Origin of the sequence: Flagellimonas sp. MMG031, assembly GCF_040112705.1 — a bacterium.
GTDB lineage: Bacteria > Bacteroidota > Bacteroidia > Flavobacteriales > Flavobacteriaceae > Flagellimonas.
This window is the reverse complement of record NZ_CP157804.1, coordinates 2066561-2087538: the sequence shown is the minus strand read 5'-3', so window position 1 is coordinate 2087538 and position 20978 is coordinate 2066561. Positions and strand designations below refer to the sequence as shown.

The following is a 20978-nucleotide window of genomic DNA, read 5'->3' as shown; positions in this document are numbered from 1 at the left end:
ATCAAAAGGTGTTTTTAAAACGGGATTTGAAAGCCTTTTCATAAAGGTCTTCGTACAAAGGAAGAATGTGGACGATATCAAACTTGGATGCCACATTGTATGCGTTTTCCTTGAATTTATCCAGAGTGACATCATCTTTCAAAATTTCTATGGCCTTGGCCGACATGGTATCCACATCGCCCACATTGGCCAAATAGCCTGATACACCATCTATGTTCACCTCGGGAATACCACCTGTGTTACTGGAAATTACAGCAACCTTATTAATCATGGCTTCCAACGCGGCCAAACCAAAACTTTCTGTTTCCGATGGCAACAGGAACAAATCGGAAAAACAAAGGATACGGTCAATCTCATTGCTATTGCCCAAAAACAACACCCGATCTTTTATGCCCAAGGATTCACAAAGGTCCTCGGCCTTTTCCTTTTCGGGTCCCTCACCTACCATAATCAGTTTTGCAGGGATTTCTTGCTGTATCCGATGAAATATTTTGATGACATCCGGGATGCGCTTTACCTTTCTGAAATTACTGATATGGGTGATGATGCGTTCATTTTCCTTGGCCATCATGGAGCGCTGGCAATCGGTAAATACCTTTCGATACTTGGTCGTCTCAATAAAGTTGGGGATGACCTCTATCTCTTTTTCAATATCAAAAATATTCAACGTCTCTTGCTTGAGGGCTTCCGAAACCGAGGTCACCACATCCGATTTGTTGATGCTGAAGGTAACCGCTGGTTTATAAAAGGGATGCTTGCCCACCAAGGTAATATCGGTTCCGTGCAGGGTGGTGATCATCGGAATAAAGATGCCGTACTCCTGAAGCATTTTTTTGGCCATATAGCCAGCATAGGCGTGGGGAATGGCGTAATGCACGTGCAATAGTTCAATATCGTACAGTTTGATGGTATCCACCAACTTACTGGAAAGCGCCAGCTCATAAGGTTGGTAGTGGAACAAGGGATACTCGGGCACATGTACTTCATGAAAATGGATGTTGTTGCCCAAAAGTTCCAAGCGCACAGGCTGACGGTAGGTAATAAAATGTACCTCATGCCCCCGTTCCGCAAGGGCAATCCCCAATTCGGTGGCAACCACGCCACTACCTCCAAAGGTAGGGTAACACACTATCGCTATTTTCATAAGAACAAATCTACGGCAATATTCTATACCTAGTTAATAATGGAATCATAAATGGCCTGCTGTATGCGTGTTCTCAGCCCTGATTTGATCAATAATGTATTGGTTGCGGAGGGATAGGTCCTGTTCGACAAGAAAACATAGACAATTTCTTCCTCCGGATCCGCCCAAGTATATGTTCCCGTAAACCCGCTGTGTCCAAAACTTTTTCTGGAAACACATCCGCAGGTAGGACCTTTCTCGTCCAGTTGCGGTTTGTCAAAACCTACGCCCCTTCTCACGTTTTTATTACAGAAATAGCAGGTATTGAACCGCTTTACGGTACGGGCATTAAAAAAGCGTTCGCCCCCATAATAACCGCCCTGTAAATACATTTGCATGATCTTGGCCACCTCATTTGCCGTGCTAAAAAGTCCGGCATGACCACCAACTCCGCCCTGCATGGCGGCTCCCATATCGTGAACGTAGCCTTGCACGGTCTGGTACCTATAGTAGTCGTCCTCCTCGGATGGAACTATCGCTTCCTTTGGAAACTTTTTCAACGGGTTGAACAAGGTTCGCTGCAATCCCAAAGGCCTGTACAAAAATTCATCGACCAGCTCGTCAATCGGTCGCTGGTAGGTTTTTTCGATGTATTCCTTAAATACGTAATACCCTACATCACTGTATCGGTATCGATTGGACTTAAGGCTTTGCCTTCCTATTTTATCGTAAATCGAATCTTTGTACGATCTAGTGAGGTATAGATGTTCCGCAACTTTATAGGGAAAAGCCTCAGAAGGGTTTTCACGATAAAATTCGTTGGATGGTTTCCGGTCCTTCGTCAGTGTATCCAGATAGAAAGCAATCCAAGAAGGTAAGCGCCCATAATGGGACAAGGCCTTAAGGACCGTTACGTCCTTGAGTTCCGTATCGGCATATTCAGGCATCAAATCCTTAAAAGTGTCGTTGAGGGCAATTTTGCCTTCTTCCTCCATCTTCATGATCATGGGTAAGGTAGAAAGTATCTTGGTCAGCGATGCCAGATCATAAATGGATTCGGAGGTAATATTATCGTTCGATTGATAGGTAGGCTTTCCAAAATTTTTGTCATAGATCACCTTTCCCCTTCTAGCGATCAAGACCTGCGCCCCAGGGAACATGAGGGAATCAAGTCCATCGTTTACAAGGGTGTCCACCTCGGCCAAAAGCTCAGAGCTCATGCCCACCCGCTCAGGAATGCTGTAGCCCAATCGTTGAATGGGTTCAACCTCCAAACCTGTGCCCACAGGAAACTCCGCATGTGCGGAAACAGGCAGTTTTCCAGATGCACCAATGGCTCCAAAAATGACCTCAGCTACTTTTTTCTGGGCGATTTCACTGTTCTGATAGCCCATCACCACCCCGTCTATCGTATCAAAGTTGAGCACATCCAAAAGGGCGTAGGGCTTGGTAAAGACAGATAAAATGGTGTTACTGGTTCGCAATCTGGAAATTTCTTCCAACCAGAACAATTCGTTTTTGGAAAATGTATGTCCCTTCCATGGACTATCGTTGCTTTTATGAAAGCCGATAATGACCAAGTTGAATTCCTTTAATCGCTCCTTATACTCCGCAATATCCTTGGCAGTAATCGGGGTCACCTTTTGATATTTGTTCAAAGCTTCTAAAAAGATACTTCCTTCATCATCCCCAAAATGGACGTAGGCAATTTTTTTGTTGTCCAATTTTTTGATGGGCATCAACGAAAAATTGTTCTTCACCACCGTGATGGCAGCCTCCATAGCCTCTTCGTAAAGGACATCGTTTTCGACACTATTTAGGTCTTCTATCAAATTTTCTATAGCTACAGGGCGATAATTGTTCAATCCGGCTTTGTACTTGGCCATCAATATTTTTTTGACAGATGTTGACAGTCGCTCTTCTGTAATGATTCCATTGTTATAGGCCTCCATAAACTTTGTCTTGGCCTTGAGCACATTCTCAGGCATCAACAACAAATCGTTTCCGGCCAAAAAGGCTTGTAGTTCCACTTCGCCTTGTGGAGCAAATTGGGAAACGGCCTTCATATTGAGCGCATCGGTGATCACCAAGCCTTCAAAACCCATCCGTTTCTGCAACACATCCGTAACAATAGCTTTGGACAAGGTAGAGGGATGTCCCTCACGTGATTCCAGTGCCGGTACATCCAAATGGGCCACCATAATGGAACTTAGGCCTGCTTCCATAGTTTTTTTGAAGGGATACAATTCCAAAGTGTCTAACCGTTCCACCGAAGATGTGATTATGGGCAATGATTTATGGGAATCGGTAGCCGTATCACCATGTCCCGGAAAATGCTTTCCACTGGTCAAAACCCCAGCTCTCTCCATCCCCCGCACAAAAGCACGTCCCTTTTGAGCCACATTTTTGGGGTCTTCGCCAAAAGAGCGGTTGCCAATGATGGGATTCTGCGGATTGTTGTTCACGTCCAAATCGGGTGCGAAATTGATATGTACCCCGACCCGTTTGGCATGCTTTCCGATTTGATACCCCACTTTTTCAACAAGGGTGCTATCCTGAATAGCCCCTAAGGTCATGTTCCACGGAAAGGCATAGGTAGAATCCAACCGCATGGCCATACCCCATTCCGCATCCGAACCAATCAATAATGGAACTTTGGCAACGGATTGGTAGGCATTGGTCAATTCAGCCTGTTGTACAGGTCCTCCGACCGAAAAGATGACACCCCCAAGACCTTGTTCCTTGACTAGGTTTTCTACCCTGTCGGTAGCCGATTTTCCTTGATTGGAAGCCACGCTAACCATAAAGAGCTGCCCTACCCGTTCTTCCAAGGTCATTTTTTGATATTGACTTTCGACCCATGCCATTTGTGCCACGGAATCTTTGACCATCAAGGGGTTGGACTGCCCAAGGGCTTGCAAGCAAAAAAGTAATAAAAGGGAAATATTGAGGTTTATCCGCATAAATATCTTGTCTAAAACCTGAACTTATTGCTGATAAAAATATTGCATTTCATCGAGGAATGCACACAAATTAAGATAATTTAAAAGTTGCTTACACAAATCGGGAATGCCAGCTTTCACTCGCTGGGACTTCCCAGTTTTCGAGATATTCCTGCTTCGTGGCCACCAGATTGTTGAACACAATGGTATTGGCGGAAACCGATCTGGCCTTGGCCAGCTTTTTAAAGTCCTTAAGGGGCTTGTAGGCGATAAATTCCCCTTGTTTAAAGGAGACATTCATCCGGTCCAAGAGCTCTACTTGGTATTTTTTTTCAAGACTTTGGATGTAGTGAACGGAGGCATCAATGGAACAACCAGAAGCACTAACGTTCGTTTGGTCCAAACCGATGACGATAAATCTTTTGTACCTAATTTCGAAGCCTGCATGCAAATGGCTCCCATGGGCGGTCCATTCCTTTAGGAATTCGGTAAGGCTCTGCTCCAATTCCTGCAATTCCTCCTCGGTAAAACTTCTGTCCGCCTGATAAATCCAGATGCGGGCATTATCTGGCAATTCATTAAAATCTACTAGCATATCTTCTATCTGATAGGTCTTTCCTTTTTGACCTTATTCATTCCTTCTATTTCTTACAATCCTTGTGAATTGGCCAATACCTCGGCAACATCCAGAACCGTAACGCTGTCCTCCTTTTCGTGGGCTTTGATACCGTCCGTCATCATGGTATTGCAGTACGGGCATCCTGTTGCTATGATCTGCGCCTTGGTTTCCAAGGCATCCTTGGTCCGCATCACATTGATGTCCATATCGCCTTTTTCGGGCTCTTTGAACATCTGTGCTCCCCCTGCACCACAACATAGGGCCGTTTTTTTGAATCGTTTCATCTCCACTACATCGGCTTTGGTCTTGGTGAGCAGTTCGCGTGGCGCATCAAAAACGGAATTGGCACGCCCCAAATAACAGGGGTCGTGAAAAGTAATCCGTTTTCCTTTGTAGCCATCACCATCCATTGTCAAACGTCCATTATCGATAAGCTCTTTCAAGTATTGGGTGTGGTGCAGCACCTCGTAGTTCCCTCCCAGTTCCGGGTATTCATTTTTAATGGTATTGAAGGAATGCGGGTCACAAGTAACGATACGTTTGATTTCGTAGCCGTTCAAAAGCTCGATGTTCATCATGGCCTGCATTTGGAATAAAAATTCATTGCCAGCACGTTTGGCCACATCGCCTGTGGAACTCTCTTCCGTTCCCAATACGGCAAAATCAACATTGGCCTTGTTCAATAATTTGACAAAGGCACGGGTAATCTTTTTGGCGCGGTCGTCGTAACTTCCAGCAGAGCCGACCCAAAACAATATTTCGGGCTGTTTGCCTTCTGCCATAAACTCCTGCATGGTCTTTACCTTCAATTGCTCGCTCATAGTGCTTTTTTTATTCGTTTACCCAATTCAAACGGTCCATTTGATTGTAGGGCCATGGGGCTCCATTGTTCTCGATATTGGACATCATATTGTTCAGTTCCATTGGGGCTGCGGACTGCTCCATTACCAAATACCTTCGCATTTCCACAATAATGGACAACGGATCTATGCTCACCGGGCATGCTTCCACACAAGCGTTGCAGGTGGTACAGGCCCAAAGTTCCTCACGGGTAATGTAATCGTCCAACAACTGTTTGCCGTCTGGAACAAACTCTCCCTTGTTGGCATCCATATTTTTGCCCACTTCCTCCAAACGGTCGCGGGTATCCATCATGATTTTTCGGGGGGACAGCTTTTTACCAGTCTGATTGGCTGGGCATTCGGAAGTACATCTACCACATTCGGTGCAGGTATATGCATTGAGCAATTGCACCAAATTGAGGTCCATCACATCGGAAGCCCCAAATTTTTCCGGTTCCTCTGTAGTGTCCTCTTCCGCAGGAGCCGCAAAGGGGTCCGCATCGGGATCCATCATCAATTTTACTTCCTTGGTAACGGATGCCAGGTTATTGAACTGTCCCTGTGGCTTGACCCTTCCATAATAGGTGTTGGGAAATGCCAAAAGGATATGTAAATGCTTTGAATAATAGAGGTAATTCAAAAATGCCAAGATGCCCAAAATATGTAGCCACCATGCCGTTCTTTCCACCAAAATCAAAGAGGATTCTGAAAGTCCTTCCAGTAGCGGCAGCAAAAACTGGCTTACCGGGAAAGCTCCTGCCCTATTGTAGTGCTCCGCACCCATCTGCTGCAATTGAAAATCGGCAGCATTCATGGTAAGGAACAAAACCATCAGTACCAATTCGATATACAGAATCAAGTTCCCATCGGTTTTGGGCCATCCCTTCATTTCCGGTTTGATGAAGCGTTGGATGCGGATGATGTTCCGTCGCGCCCAAAAAACGATTACGGCCACGATTACCAAAAGGGCCAGAATTTCAAATGAGCCTATCAAAAAGTTGTACACAGAACCCAAAGGAGAGAACAACCGATGTGTTCCCAGAAGTCCATCGAGGATAATTTCCAGCACCTCTATATTGATGATAATAAAGCCCACATAAACAATAACGTGCATGATACCTGCAATGGGCCTAACGACCATCTTGGTCTGCCCCATGGCGATTCTTGCCATGTTTTTCCAGCGTTGTGCTTTGTTGTCGCTTACATCGACGTCCTTGCCCAGTTTAATGTTCCGGGTCAATTTTTTGACATTTCGAACAAAAAAACCAATGCCCGCGATCAGGGCCAGGGCAAATAAAATATTGGGCACGTATTCCATTAGTTATTTTCTTTTGGTTCGTTTGGATTCTCCTGTTCTGCGGGATCATCCGCTGGAAGTGTGTACTCTTTTTGCTTTTTGCCGAAAACGGAAACGTTGACATAACGTTTCGGGTTCAGTCTAAAGTCTTGTAAAAGCAAGTCCAATTCCCTAGAGGCTTCGGCTAGATTGTTGTACAGTGCATCATCCTTGTGCAGTTTCCCCAAGGAGCCTTCACCTTCCTCTATCTTGGCCAAAATACCGTTCAGCTTGCTCACCGTGCCTTGAAACTCGGCCAAAGTTTTCCCTAAATCAGCATTGACCAACGAATCGGAGAGTTTGGAGAAATTGGAAGTGATATGGTTCACGTTCTTCAAAGAACTGTCCAACTGGGTTTTGTTGTTTTCGAGCAGCACATTTAGATTATCGGCACTGGCCTTAAAGGAACCCACCAATTGGTTCATGGAAACTATGGCCTCTTGAAGCTGTTTTTTGGTGGGGTCATCCAATATTTGGTTTACGTTCATCAGCAATGAATCGGCATTGGAGACCGCACCTTCCACTTTCATTTGAAGCGGTGTCAGTTTTTGCTGTACCAGTTCAGTGAGCCCGGGTTTTATTTTTGATGGTAAGGTATCTCCCGATTGGGCTTTTGGGCCATCATCGAACACGGGAACAATCTGAAGGCCCTTTCCACCGATGATACCAGTATCAAACAGCTCAGCTATGCTGCTTTTGGAAAACTCGAACTTATTAGTTACCGTTAAGGTCACCAATAATTTTCCCGAGCTGTCCTTAAAACGAATATCGGTCACATTGCCCACATTAAAACCATTGATAGACACTTGGGTACCGGGCTGTAAACCACCTACATCATCGTAAACGGCATAAAAAGTTTTATTGTTCTCAAAGAGTGGAGAGGATTTTAAGTAGCTAAGCCCAAACAAGAAGGCTACGATTCCAGCGACTACGATAATCCCAGTTTTGATTTCCCTGGATAGTTTCAAAAGATTCGGTTTATGATTTAAACAAAATTAGGAATAATTTTCTCAAGAGACCATTTGAAGCATCGCTACTTCAATGCAGCTGAAACTGGCACCCTTGCCCCATTCTTGTATGCCACGATGTATGATGTGGTATACCCTTTGGCATCGGCGTTTTTCTTCAACTGCTTGGCTTCTTCGTAGGTACTGGCATTACCGTACATATATCGATACATATTCTTATAAGGTTCCTTGGATAACTGGTCTAGACCGTTAAAGTTCTTGGCGTCCAACGGTATGGTTTTTCCACTGGCCATCAACTGGACCTTAAAGATTACCCCTGAACTTTCTACAGGTGCTTTGGTCTGTGACTCCGTCTGCTTTGTTTTTTCTTCCGGTTGCTTAGCGGCAACAGTAGTAGGTTGTTCGGTTGTCTCCTTGGGAATATCCACCGCTACCGGGGTATCCTCCACCTTTGGATTCGCGGCTACTGGCGCCACTGCATAGCCCATTTCTTCTTTGTAGGCCAAGACTGCACTTGCAATCGCCGTTCCCATCTCGCTCTGCCCCTTTTTGGAGTTAAGGTAACTTCCTTCGTTTTTATTGGATAAAAAGCCTACCTCTACCAATACACTGGGCATAAAGGTCTGGTGCAGTACAATAAAACCGGCCTGCTTTACTTTTCTGTCCTTACGTTTGAGCTTTACGGTAAAATTATCCTGAAGCTTTTTTCCCAACAGAATGCTCTGGTCCAAAAATTCCTCCTGCATAATGGTCAATCCAATCACGGATTCGGGGGAATTGATATCGTACTCCGCATATCGTTGCTCATAATCGTCCTCCAAGTAGATTACGGAGTTTTCCTTTTTGGCCACCTCAAAATTTTGTCGATTGGCATGCAACCCCAGCACATAAGTTTCCGCCCCGTAGGCATCCGAGTTATGGGCATTGCAATGGACGGATACAAATAAATCGGCATTCGCCTGATTGGCAATTTCGCCCCGCTCGAACAAATCGACAAAAGTATCGTCATCCCTCGTATAAATCACTTTTATATCTGGGTGTTTTTTTAGCTCTTCCCCAATTTTCAAAACAATGGCCAGGGCAATTTCCTTTTCCAAGTAGCCGTTCCCAATGTTTCCAGGGTCGTGTCCGCCGTGACCAGCGTCCAAGACCACAATAAATTTATCTTTGGGCCTTACCTCGGTATCATTTTTGTGAAAAGAGGTCAAAGGAAAGACCAGCAAAAGAAATACTAAAAATGTCAACCGACTTTTATTCATAAGAACTGTGTAATTATAGTGTTCGCTATTGGTTAAAAATATCGTAATCACCAATAAGTAGAACAAAAAATATATGTAAGTTTGACCCCAAAACTGAGCCGACCTGTACAAAAATAGGATTTATCACGTTGCAACCAAATAAACATTTTTTACTTTTCCTATTTGTTCTTCTTTGTGGTATCGCTACCTTAAGTGCTCAGGAGGACCCTATTACGCCCTTGCCCATCAAGGCTGTGAAGGATACCATTTTCGCTCCTTTGTTGCCTCCGAACATCCTAAACGATTCCATTAGAACCGACACCACAAGCACAGATACCGTGCCAAAAAAACAGCCTTTGTTGTTGGACAAAATTAAATATAAGGCCAAGGACTATGTCAAGCTCAGTCAAAAGGACAACAAAATTTATTTGTACGACGAAGCGGAAATCTATTATCAGGATACCGAACTGAAGGCTGGCGTTATCGTTATGGATTACGTAAAAAATGAAGTCTATGCGGGCCGAATGAAGGATTCCTTGGGCAACTACTCCCAACTTCCCTTTTTTAAGCAGGGCGACAATGAGGTGCGACCGGATTCCATCCGTTTTAATTTTGATACCCAAAAAGCACTGATATGGAATTCGAGGACCGAACAACAGGCCGGTTTGGGGCAACTTGGGAGCGACGCCATGAAGGTGTATGCCGAAAAGACCAAAAAAGAGAACGACTCGGTCTACTTTTTGAACGAGGGTAAACTGACCACCTCCAACGATACGGTGAACCCCGATTACTACATCCGTGTGCGAAAGGCTAAATTTGTACCCAAAAAGAAAATCATTGCCGGGTACAGCAATATGTACATCGTAGACGTACCCACGCCCATTGCCATGCCATTTGCCTATTTCCCGTTGACCACGGGCAGGGTGGCCGGTATCCTGTTCCCTACCTTTGGTAACGATCCCAGAAGGGGGTATTTTATTCAGAACGGAGGGTACTATCTTCCTATCAGCGATTATGTAGACCTCAGTATTACGGGGGATTACTATACCAACGGTAGTTACGGGTTTCAGGGAAGGTCCGTTTACACCAAACGTTACAAATACAGCGGTAATATCAATATCAGTTATGAAAATTTGGTGACCAGCCAAAGAGGTTTTGATGATTACAGTCGAACGAGCAACTATAACATTCGGATTTCGCATTCGCAGGATACCAAGGCAAGTCCCAATTCCCGCTTTTCGGCCTCGGTGAATCTGGGCTCCAGTCAGTTCTTTACCAACTCCTTGAACCAGGTAAACCGGAACAATACGCAGACCAACACCTTCGCCTCCTCCATAAGTTACTCCAAGACGTTTCCCGAATACCCTTCGGTGAATACCAGTATTACGCTCAGTCATACACAAAACTCACGTACGCAGACCATCAACATGTCCTTGCCCACATTCCAAGCAAGCATGGAGCGTATTTTTCCCTTTGCCAAACGTGATGAACCCAAAAAGGGTGTTTTCCAAAATATCAACTTTCAGTACGATGTAAACGCCCAAAATAGCATCACCACCACGGAAGAGGAATTTTTTAAAAGTGGTATGTTCGATGATGCGCGAGTGGGTGCCCGACACCGAATCCCCATAGCGACCAACTTTAAATTGGCCAAGTACCTCAGCGTTAGTTTAAGCGGAAACTATGAAGATGTGTGGGCCTTGGAAACCATCCGGCGCGAGTTTGATGAAGAATCCGGACTTGTGGTTACCGATACCATTCCGGGTTTTGACAGATTCAACCGTTATAGTTTGGGTACCAGTATTGGTACTACCTTATATGGAACTTGGAATTTTGGCGAAGATAAAAAAGTGCAGGCCTTGCGCCACGTAATGCGCCCTTCCATCAGCTATGGGTACACGCCTTCCTTTGAACAGTTTTATGAATCCTACACCAATGGAGAAGGCGAAGAGGTACAATACACCCCATTTGAAACCAGTCTTTATGGCCGGCCATCATTGAACAGGGGTAGTTCCATTAGCTTTTCGCTACAGAACTCGCTCGAAGCTAAGGTTCGGGACAAGGATTCCACGGCAACGGAGCCCAGAAAGGTGAAGATTTTGAGCAACCTCACCTTCAATGCCAGTTATAATTTGGAAGCGGATTCCCTTAAACTTAGCCCCATCAGTATGAGCGGGGCAACGGAAATCATTAAAAACGTCCCCATCAACTTTGCCGCTACCTTTGATCCCTATGCCATTGACAATAACGGTAGACGCATCAATACCTTAAACATCAATAATGGAGGGGGGATTGCACGTTTGACCAGTGCACGTATCAACACCAGCTTTTCCTTGAACAGCGAAATGTTCCAGAAAGGTGGAGTTAAGGAAAAGAGTGATGAGGAAAAACAGTCGGACTTTAGTGAAAACCCGTTTGCCATTGACGATGTTCGTGGAGAACAATCCCAATTCAATCGTGGAAGAGGCAATAGGGGCAACGACCCCAACCAAGAGCAGCCTTTGTACAATAACAAATTACCGTGGGATGCGCGCTTTACCTATGTAGCCTCCTACAACAACAATAACCGCCAGAACGAAATTACCAACCACTCCATCATGTTCTCCGGGAGCATTTCGTTGACCCCAAAATGGGAAGTTGGGTTCAATTCTGGTTATGATCTGAAGAACAAAGGATTCGCCGATACCCGTTTCGCTTTTAAACGGGATCTGGGCAGTTTTAACCTTAGTTTCGACTGGACTCCTTTTGGGAGGTTTGAGCGATGGTATTTCTTCATTGGCATAAAGAGTTCCCTGTTGAAAGACATCAAATGGGAAAACAGAAGTCAGCCTTGATCGTACCACTTTATTTTTTACCTTCACTGGCATAAATTCCAATGCATGAAAAAAATCATACAGACCACAAAAGCACCGGCTCCCATCGGGCCGTACAACCAAGCCGTACTCATAAAGGATACACTTTACATTTCCGGTCAAATTCCGATTGACCCGGCTACGGGCGAGTTGGTAGAAGGGGACATCCAAAAGGAGACGCGCCAATCCATGGAAAACCTAAAAGCGATACTCGAGGAAGCTGGAATGACCTTTGAGCATGTGATCAAGTCCTCGATTTTTATCAAGGATATGAACCAGTTTGCACAAATCAATGAGGTATACGGAAGCTATTTTGACGAAGCCACTGCTCCCGCAAGGGAAACTGTGGAAGTTGCCAATCTTCCGAAATTCGTGAATGTGGAGATATCGATGATTGCCGTTAAATAGTCTCTCTGTGGAATTCCACCAGACCTTCAATGGGTCTACGGCGGATTACCCCCAAAATCAAATCATTGCGCTCAATACAAGCCGTTAACTCGTCACGCAAAAAGTGGGCAATGCTTCCTACGAAGCTTACAGGCACTTTGGTGGCCAGTTCGTATTGCATAATGTAGTTGTTCACGAACTGCTGCAATCCTTTTTCGATGACGCCTTTGCAATACGGGTGCTCCTTGTTTTCAATAATGAAACGGGCAAAAGTGGCCAAATAGGTATTAGGGTTGGGCTGTTTGTAAAGGTGTTCCTTGATGACATCTGCATCCAAGTCGTACTCCTTGGCAAATTTCATCCCAAGGTCCTGGGGCATTTTATGGAAATAATAATCCCGGATCAATTTTCGTCCAAAGAAGTTACCGCTACCATCATCCATCAAAATATACCCCAATGAGGTAACTTTTTGGATGAGTTGATGACCATCGTAGTAACTGCAATTGGAACCTGTTCCCAAAATGCAAACGATGCCCTGCCTCCCAATCTTGGTGGTGGAATAAATGGCCGCATAGGTGTCTTCCCTCACCTCAGCTTTGGCATTGGGAAAGAAATCCTTAAAAATGGCCTTCAAAAAATTCTTCATTCTATCGGTACCGCATCCAGCACCATAGAAATACAACTGACGTACTTTTTCCTTGTTCTTGGAAAGCTCAAAATTATTCGCCAACCTATCCTCGATGACCTCTTTGGTCAGCACTTCCGGGCTAAGGCCCAAAGTTTGGGTCACAAATAACTGCTCCCCTTTTTCGTCGAGGGCAATCCAATCCGATTTGGTGGCACCACTATCCACAATCAAAATCATACGTCGAGATTTTTATAGTAAAATCCTGAAGAGGAGGGTATCCTCTTCAGGACAAAATGATAATACTTAAGGTAATTTATTAAAGACTTGCTGCGTGCAAGGCCAAGTCTACCAATTTATTGGAGTAACCAGTTTCGTTATCATACCAAGAAACCACTTTGAAGAACTTGGAGTTCAACTCGATTCCAGCATCTGCATCAAAAATGGAAGTTCTCACATCGCCTACAAAATCTTGGGATACCACCAACTCATCGGTGTAGCCCAAAATACCGGACAATTCTCCTTCGGCAGCCGTTTTCATCGCTTTTTTGATTTCCTCATAGGAAGTTTCCTTGGCCAAACGCACGGTCAAATCCACCACAGATACATCGGCAGTAGGTACTCTAAATGCCATACCCGTCAATTTGCCTTCCAACGATGGAATTACCTTTGTTACTGCCTTAGCAGCTCCTGTAGCAGCAGGGATAATGTTCAAAAGGGCACTTCTACCTCCTCTATAATCCTTTTTGGAAGGACCATCCACAGTCAACTGGGTAGCTGTTGTGGCGTGAACTGTTGTCATCAAACCTTCATCGATACCAAAGGCATCATCCAATACCTTGGCGATAGGTGCCAAACAGTTGGTGGTACAAGAAGCGTTGGAGATAATCGTATCCGTAGCTTTAACATCTTTGTGGTTTACTCCCATTACAAACATGGGCGCATCCTTGGACGGAGCAGAGATCACTACTTTTTTGGCACCGCCATCGATGTGGCTTTGTGCCATATCCAAAGTGGTGAAAATACCTGTACATTCCGCTACGATTTCCGCACCGGCTTCGTCCCATTTCAAGTTTTTAGGGTCGCGCTCGGCAGTTACCCTGATTTTTTTTCCGTTTACGATCAAGTTACCATCCTTTACTTCGATGGTACCATCGAATCTTCCGTGTACCGAATCATATTCCAAAAGATATGCAAGGTGTTCTACGTCCAACAAGTCGTTGATGGCAACAACATCCACGTTGTCCCTGTTCACGGTGGCCCTAAAGACCAACCTTCCAATTCTACCGAATCCGTTAATTCCTATTTTCAAATTTGACATGTTTACTTTTTTAGTGTTTACATTAAGTTGTCATTATATCGGAAACTCTGATGAGTTCTTCGTCAATTTCTGTGTGTGCCTTGATGGCTTCGGCCAAGGGTGTCAGCACCAATTTGGTATCCCTGATACCGACCATAAGGTTTGATTTTCCTTCCAAGAGACTCTCTACGGCCTTTACGCCCATTCTACTGGCCAAAACCCTATCGAAACAGGTTGGGTTCCCACCTCGTTGCATATGTCCCAGCACGGACACTCTTACATCATAAATAGGTAAGTGCTGCTCCACATATTCCTTTAGTTCAAAGACGTTTTTACCAATCTTATCCCCTTCGGCGACAATTACGATACTGGATGATTTCCCCGAAGCCTTGCTTCGCTTTAGGGAATCCAAAAGTCGCTCCAGACCCAAGTTTTGCTCTGGTATCAATATTTCCTCGGCACCGGCCCCTACTCCAGCATTGAGTGCGATATGGCCCACATCCCTTCCCATGACCTCAACAAAAAAGAGGCGGTTGTGGGAACTGGCCGTATCACGTATTTTATCTATAACATCCACCACCGTGTTGATGGCGGTATCGAAACCAATGGTAAAGGATGATCCTAGAATATCATTGTCGATGGTTCCGGGAATTCCTATCACTGGAAAATTATATTCCTCTGTAAACAGCAGGGCCCCTGTGAAACTTCCATTCCCTCCGATTACCACAAAGGCTTGAATGCCTTCCTTGGTCAATTGGTCGTAAGCCTTCTTTCTTCCTTCCTTCGTTCTAAATTCGTCGCAACGGGCAGACTTTAGAATGGTACCTCCCTTATTAATGATGTTATTTACACTACGGGCATCCAAGGTCTTAAAATCACCTTCAATCATTCCTTGGTAACCTCTGTAAATCCCCACACATTCAATGTTCAAATATGCACAGGTACGGACAACGGAACGAATGGCGGCATTCATTCCAGGAGAGTCTCCGCCAGACGTAAAAACGCCTATTTTTTTAATTTCTGAAGCCATTCAAATTTTTAAGAGGTCAAAGCTAGGAAACTTTATCCAAATTTGGAATGTCTTGATAATTTATTTGATTTGAAAGACTTTCTCAAACGTTTTCGTAAAAAATTAATACAAAAACACTTAAAAATATAAAATTAATGGATGGAATTGGGAAGGTTGACGGGCTTTTCGGAAAAACGAATTAAACTATCCTTTCCCATCACCTGTTCTGGGGGATTCAAGGCTTCTGGAAGATCCTTTTCTTCGGATGGATTTTCCCTTTTGTTGAACACCTTTTGCATAAGCTCCCTAAAACTGTCAAAATCTACCTGATAGGACAAACCTACGCCCTGGGTGTACCCTTGCCGTTCCGCCAAAAACTGCTGTATTTGGTTCTCTCTGTTGAAGATTTTAGCGCTCAGTGTTCCTTCATCGTTCAGCAATATCTGGACTTCCACATCACCGGCGACCACGGTTTCCGATACACCTCCTACCGGCACCCCTACCCTTCCGTTGACCAAGATACGGTCCGAAAGCTGGGTAGACACGGTCACCCCTATCCTATCTTCTGTGGCAATATCGGCATTGGGATCGTTATAGCCCTGCTCATACGAAACCCCAAAGTTGAGTTTATCGTTGTTACCCGCCAAAATCTGATTGAAAAGTCCAGAAGCGGTTTGTATCAGGTTTCCGGTTACCGCCTGTTGGTTGATTCCTCCAGATTGTGGATTTACGAAAGTGCCCTGTGCCAATAGGAAGAAAGCATTACGTTCCAAGATAGTGGGATCTTGCAATCGGTATTCCAATTCGGACTGTACCACCGAATTGGTCCCCGGAAATTCAATCCCAAAATTGATATTGGGACTTTCCAATTCACCATCCAACCGTACGACCACCTCTGTGGGTATCCTACCCGTGAAACCTGCGTTGTCCAAAAGGGGCGCCGGATTGGCATTAAGGGAATACACTGCTTCGAGATTCAATTGAGCGGCCAAGGGGTCTTGCTCCCACAAGATGCTGCCACCGGGACGCACCTTAAACTTTTTATCGATGACCCCACCGTATTTAAAATTGTATTCCCCAGACACCACAACAAAATCACCGTACATATTGAATTTACCATTGGTGTTGATTTCGATCAACAAAATACCTTCCCCGGTTCCCTTTAGGGAACTCCCTGTAGTTTGATCTACCACGATCTCCACTTCAGCCTCTGGGGTAACGGCAAGATCAAAAGCCATTTCAAGTCCTTGGTATTCTTCCAAGACCCTTTCCTCCTCAAATGAACTGTTCTCCCCTTTTTCCAAAAAATTGATAAAGGAGTAGTCGCCAACGCTGGTCACATCGCTCAAAGGTATTTTAAGCGAGGTTCCGGCGGCCGTAGTAGCATCTACCGAAATGGTCATGGCGTCCACTGGACCATAAATACTTCCACTACCATTGATAAACCCTGTGCCGTAATACAAGGATTCCTCATCGTACTCGGTATTTAAGATCATAAAGCGATCATTGTTGGTATCCACATCCAATCCGAGATACCAATCGTCAAATCCGGTATGGCTAATGGTTCCATCCAAGGTAGCCGTAGTCTTTTCCTTTACGTCCGAGAGTTGTACGTTTTCAAAATAAAAGGTCTGATCAAACAATCGTACTTGGGAGTAGGGTGCAAAATCGTAGTCCACATTAAGGTATGGGATACCGATTCCAGCATCGTTCAATTGCAGCAGACCGTTAATGGATGGATTTTCAACATTCCCCGTGATAGTGGCATCGCCGGTCACCCTTCCCCTAATATTGGATATGATATCTTCCCCCAATGGGTTGAAAGGTTCCAATGCAAAGTCGGTAAAATTGGCCTTGAGGTCCAGCTCCTGTACATTATTGATGTTGGTCACCTTTCCGTTAACGTTCATGAGTTCTTTGCCGTTATCGTTGAGCCATGTACTGACTCCAAATTCGGTAAGATCGTTATTCCCGTAAATACCGACCTCCAGATCACCTAGGCGTATGTCGTTTACACTAAAGCTTTCAATTTTTAGGCTGGAGGTGGGTAGATAGTTGCCATCTTTTTGAAGGATATTGAGAAAACCATCCACCTTTCCGTTCATTTTCAAACTGTCAATGGCCGGTGTAACCTTGTCCAGGGAAACCAATTTAAATTGCAGGTTCAAATCCTTGTAAGTGGAATCGGCAAACTCCCCCCTAAGTCGTATCTGCTCCTCATTATTGTTGTCCATCACTACGTCCTCTATCCGGATACTGTCCAAAGCACTGTTAAAAATGACCTTGTTTTTACTGTTCCCATCCTTATTGAGGACCCATGTATTGCCCTTGAAGCTGACATCCGATTTTTTGAGACCGATCACCGATCTGTTATTTTCATTAAAGGTGTGGTAGAAATTCAGGTTGTAGCTATCGTTGTATTCACTCCCACCCTTGAACTCTGTTCTAAAGAACAGGGTATCCTTCAAGGTGGTATTGATCAAGCTAAAATCCTTGATATCGTAATACACGGTGGACATATCCTCCACGGAAACGAAGGTATTGAACAAGGGGTTCTTATTGTCGATTTTGAGCTCAATATTATCAAAAGCGTTCCCAAAAGCCTCGATACTTGGGGATTTAAAGGTGAGCTTAAAATCGCTTTGGTCGGCCTGAATGGATCCCCGAATAAACGTATTGGGGTCAAAAGTAAGCTCAGGTACGAATACGTCCACAATTTTGTTATAGATCTTAAAATTGAAATCCACATACTGACCTCCTGAGATTTTGAAAGGTTGATAATTGGTGTAGATGCTTCCGATAGAGTTCTGCACCAATTGCCCCAATTCCTTCACCTTAAAATTGCCCCGCATATAGCCTGTAATGATATCGGGGGAATTGATCTCTATGGTACGAATGGTATCCCGGTCAAAAGTGGAGGTTACGCTGAAATCTTCAAAATAATAGGTGTCGTTTGCATTTTGATACGTGGTGTTGGTGAACTGGAGCTGACCTGCCATATCATCCAAATTGTTCCCCTCAATATCCATATCCACATGCCCTTTGAAGATGGAGATGCTGTCGTTGATAAAATTGAGCTCCTTTAAATCGGCGTAGTCCACTGCTGCCACAAAATTGAACTTGTTCTCCCGCTGCCCAAAATTGGCCAATCCTTGGAAGTCAAATCGGAAATTTTCATCATTGCACAACAGGACACCATCGAACAATTGGTTTCTCAAAATACCCGTGACCTTTATTTTGTTGTACTCGTAGTTATTGAACTCAAATTTGTAGACGTCACCCGACACCTCGGTATTCAAGCTTTCGGCAACAAACCCCTTTCCTTCTACGTTCATATCCATGGAGGCCAGTCCCAGATTATCATTGTCTATAAATTCCCCAAGATTAAAATCGATCAAGGAAATAAACCCGATGTAGGAGGCGTCCTCAATCGTCTGCACGTTGGTCATTTGAAGGTCTACGTAGCTACTGCCCACGGCAGTATTCAGGTTCACGGTCACATCAATGGAGGTTTCGGTGATCTCCGTTTCACCCCTTACCGTAAATTGTCCCAATTTTTGCACGGACTCCGGGATGTTCCTTCCCAAAATTTGTGGCAGAATGCTACGCAATTGATAATAACTTGAGGTAAGATTGTCAATATCCCCGCGCAACACAAATGGTGCCTGCTCGCTAAAAATATTGTCGAACCTAAAATCGCCACGAATACCTGTGTTGTCGGTAAAAAGAAACAGGTCGTCTACCTGCAATTGGTTGAGCACTCCACTGAAGTTACCGGTAAAGTTTACGATCTTGTCCTGTCCAAACTCATCAAAAAAGGCATTGACCTCATTGAGTGCTACCTTGGAATCCGTAAAATTGGCGTCGATATTGACGAGGTCAACAAAGTTGGCCAAATCTTCACGATTGTAGTTGAACACCAAATTGCCCTGAAGCTCGGATTGTTCCGTATTGATAAAAAGGGAATCAAAACGCATCTGCTCCTTGGTGTACGCAAAATCAGCAGTGAAATTTTTCAAACGGATGCCCCGTTTGGCCAAAGTGGATAGGTCATTGATCTTCAGGGACACATCGGGGCCCAAAATTTGAAAATCGGACGCTGTAATCTCAATCTCGGAAAAGTTCAGCGTTTCCGGCTTCTCCAGATTTTCATCGATCAAACGGAACTTGCCATTATGGATTTGTATTTCATCCGAGGACATAAAAAAGGGCGGTGTTCCGGGGTCGCGTGGTTTTCCATCATCCAATTTATCCACAAAAACATCCAAATTGGTATCGCTTTCCCCTTCGTAAGTCTTCAAGTTAAACACCAGACCGTCCAATTCCATTTCTCCAAACTCCATTTTGTTGTTGGCCATATTTCGGAGGTTCAAAATGGAGGTAGAAACCTTGTGGATGTAGATCAAGGTGTCCTTTTTGTAATCCTCCACATAAATGCCCTTGAGTCCAGCGTTGAGATTAAAGAGGGAAACACTGACCCGCTCGATTTGTATGTTGGTACCGAAGGATTCGTTCAGCGAATCCGTCGCATATTTTCCCAATCTTGTCTGTACGGCCGGCAATGAAAGAATCAATGAAGCCAACACCAACAGCAAGACAATGGCCAAAAGGAAGCGCAACAGTATTTTTCGAAGTTTTTTGATAGGGTTTTTATGTTTTACCTTTGATGACCAATTTTTGTTCCAAAACCTGTGGAGAAATCAAAAAAATATATTCTTTCCATCGAATCATCCTGTGATGATACATCGGCTGCCGTACTTTGCAACAAAAAAGTACTCAGTAATGTAGTGGCTACACAGGAAATCCACAAGCAATATGGAGGTGTTGTCCCAGAGTTGGCTTCAAGGGCGCATCAACAAAATATCGTTCCCGTGGTCCACCAAGCCTTGGCCAAGGCAAATATCGACAAAAAACAACTATCTGCCATAGCTTTTACAAGAGGTCCGGGACTTATGGGTTCTTTATTGGTCGGAACCTCCTTTGCCAAATCCCTGGCCTTGGGCCTGGACGTCCCTTTGATCGAGGTAAACCACATGGAAGCGCATATTTTGGCGCATTTTTTGGACGATGGCGACCATCGAACGCCTTCGTTCCCCTTTTTAGCCATGACCATTAGCGGTGGGCATACCCAAATCGTAAAGGTCGTCGACCACTTTAACATGGAGGTACTGGGAGAAACCTTGGATGATGCCGTGGGAGAGGCGTTCGACAAAAGTGCTAAATTAATGGGGCTTCCCTATCCCGGTGGGCCGCTGATAGACAAATATGCCCAACTGGGCAATCCGCACGCCTTTGAGTTTCCCAAACCCAAAGTAGACGGATTGAATTTTAGCTTTAGTGGACTCAAAACAAGTATTCTCTACTTTTTACAACGGGAGACCCAAAAGGATGCTGATTTTGTTTCCAAAAATATCAACGATATCTGCGCATCGGTACAGTATACCATTCTGGAAATTTTGATGGATAAGCTCCAAATGGCAGTGGACCAGACAGGTATACGCCAAGTGGCCATAGGAGGTGGCGTGGCGGCCAACTCTGGCATACGGCAAAGATTGAAGGATGCCGAAGAAAAGTTGGGATGGAGCACCTTTATCCCTAAATTTGAGTATTGCACGGACAATGCAGCCATGATCGGTATTGTAGGTTACCTTAAATATGAAAAAGGCACCTTTACCGACCAGAGCATCGCCGCCAAGGCAAGATATGCCATCGGTGGTTAATTTATAAAACCTTTGCT

Annotated in this window: 14 protein-coding genes; 3 read left to right on the top strand and 11 right to left on the bottom strand. The window is 44.6% G+C overall.

Translation table 11 applies throughout. The annotated features are described in order from the left end of the window. Position 1: 1 nt before the first annotated feature. From bshA to ABNE31_RS09265, 7 genes are all read right to left on the bottom strand, one after another. Positions 2-1144, bottom strand: a complete 1143-nt coding sequence (bshA, locus tag ABNE31_RS09295) for an N-acetyl-alpha-D-glucosaminyl L-malate synthase BshA (protein WP_349351007.1) — start codon at positions 1142-1144, stop codon at positions 2-4. A gap of 29 nt (positions 1145-1173) precedes the next feature. Continuing rightward, the gene (locus ABNE31_RS09290) at positions 1174-4086 is read right to left on the bottom strand and encodes a glycoside hydrolase family 3 N-terminal domain-containing protein (protein ID WP_349351006.1); all 2913 of its coding nucleotides are present in this window, start codon (positions 4084-4086) and stop codon (positions 1174-1176) included. A gap of 91 nt (positions 4087-4177) precedes the next feature. Further along, complete coding sequence (locus ABNE31_RS09285; RefSeq protein WP_179384778.1) at positions 4178-4660, bottom strand: ABC transporter ATPase; 483 nt, start codon at positions 4658-4660, stop codon at positions 4178-4180. 53 nt (positions 4661-4713) lie between these two features. Continuing rightward, positions 4714-5505, bottom strand: a complete 792-nt coding sequence (locus ABNE31_RS09280) for a (Fe-S)-binding protein (RefSeq protein ID WP_179384777.1) — start codon at positions 5503-5505, stop codon at positions 4714-4716. A gap of 10 nt (positions 5506-5515) precedes the next feature. After that, positions 5516-6844, bottom strand: a complete 1329-nt coding sequence (locus ABNE31_RS09275) for a (Fe-S)-binding protein (RefSeq protein WP_349351005.1) — start codon at positions 6842-6844, stop codon at positions 5516-5518. Further along, complete coding sequence (locus tag ABNE31_RS09270; protein WP_349351004.1) at positions 6844-7830, bottom strand: MlaD family protein; 987 nt, start codon at positions 7828-7830, stop codon at positions 6844-6846. The genes ABNE31_RS09275 and ABNE31_RS09270 overlap by 1 nt, the downstream gene beginning before the upstream one ends. A gap of 65 nt (positions 7831-7895) precedes the next feature. Then, complete coding sequence (locus ABNE31_RS09265) at positions 7896-9089, bottom strand: N-acetylmuramoyl-L-alanine amidase (protein WP_349351003.1); 1194 nt, start codon at positions 9087-9089, stop codon at positions 7896-7898. A 128-nt stretch (positions 9090-9217) separates the two neighbouring features. On the opposite strand from ABNE31_RS09265, the gene ABNE31_RS09260 reads away from it, so the two are divergent. Then, the gene (locus ABNE31_RS09260; protein ID WP_349351002.1) at positions 9218-11902 is read left to right on the top strand and encodes a putative LPS assembly protein LptD; all 2685 of its coding nucleotides are present in this window, start codon (positions 9218-9220) and stop codon (positions 11900-11902) included. A gap of 45 nt (positions 11903-11947) precedes the next feature. Next, a complete protein-coding gene (locus ABNE31_RS09255) occupies positions 11948-12328 on the top strand; it encodes a RidA family protein (protein ID WP_179384772.1) in 381 nt (126 codons plus the stop codon). On the opposite strand, the gene ABNE31_RS09250 is transcribed toward ABNE31_RS09255, so the two are convergent. The 4 genes from ABNE31_RS09250 to ABNE31_RS09235 form a co-directional block, all read right to left on the bottom strand. Then, positions 12321-13172, bottom strand: coding sequence for an N-acetylglucosamine kinase (locus tag ABNE31_RS09250; protein WP_179384771.1), 852 nt, complete (start codon positions 13170-13172; stop codon positions 12321-12323). The two genes, ABNE31_RS09255 and ABNE31_RS09250, sit on opposite strands and share 8 nt — an antisense overlap. Before the next feature lie 79 nt (positions 13173-13251). Continuing rightward, positions 13252-14253 carry a type I glyceraldehyde-3-phosphate dehydrogenase gene (gene gap / locus ABNE31_RS09245; RefSeq protein WP_179384770.1) on the bottom strand — a complete coding sequence of 334 codons (1002 nt, stop codon included), beginning with the start codon at positions 14251-14253 and terminating at the stop codon, positions 13252-13254. A 22-nt stretch (positions 14254-14275) separates the two neighbouring features. Then, complete coding sequence (gene pfkA, locus ABNE31_RS09240; protein ID WP_293285702.1) at positions 14276-15262, bottom strand: 6-phosphofructokinase; 987 nt, start codon at positions 15260-15262, stop codon at positions 14276-14278. 131 nt (positions 15263-15393) lie between these two features. After that, positions 15394-19860, bottom strand: a complete 4467-nt coding sequence (locus tag ABNE31_RS09235) for a translocation/assembly module TamB domain-containing protein (RefSeq protein ID WP_349351001.1) — start codon at positions 19858-19860, stop codon at positions 15394-15396. Between the two features lie 72 nt (positions 19861-19932). Here ABNE31_RS09235 and tsaD point away from each other — a divergent pair, with 72 nt between their 5' ends. After that, a complete protein-coding gene (tsaD, locus tag ABNE31_RS09230; protein WP_349351000.1) occupies positions 19933-20961 on the top strand; it encodes a tRNA (adenosine(37)-N6)-threonylcarbamoyltransferase complex transferase subunit TsaD in 1029 nt (342 codons plus the stop codon). Positions 20962-20978 lie beyond the last annotated feature (17 nt).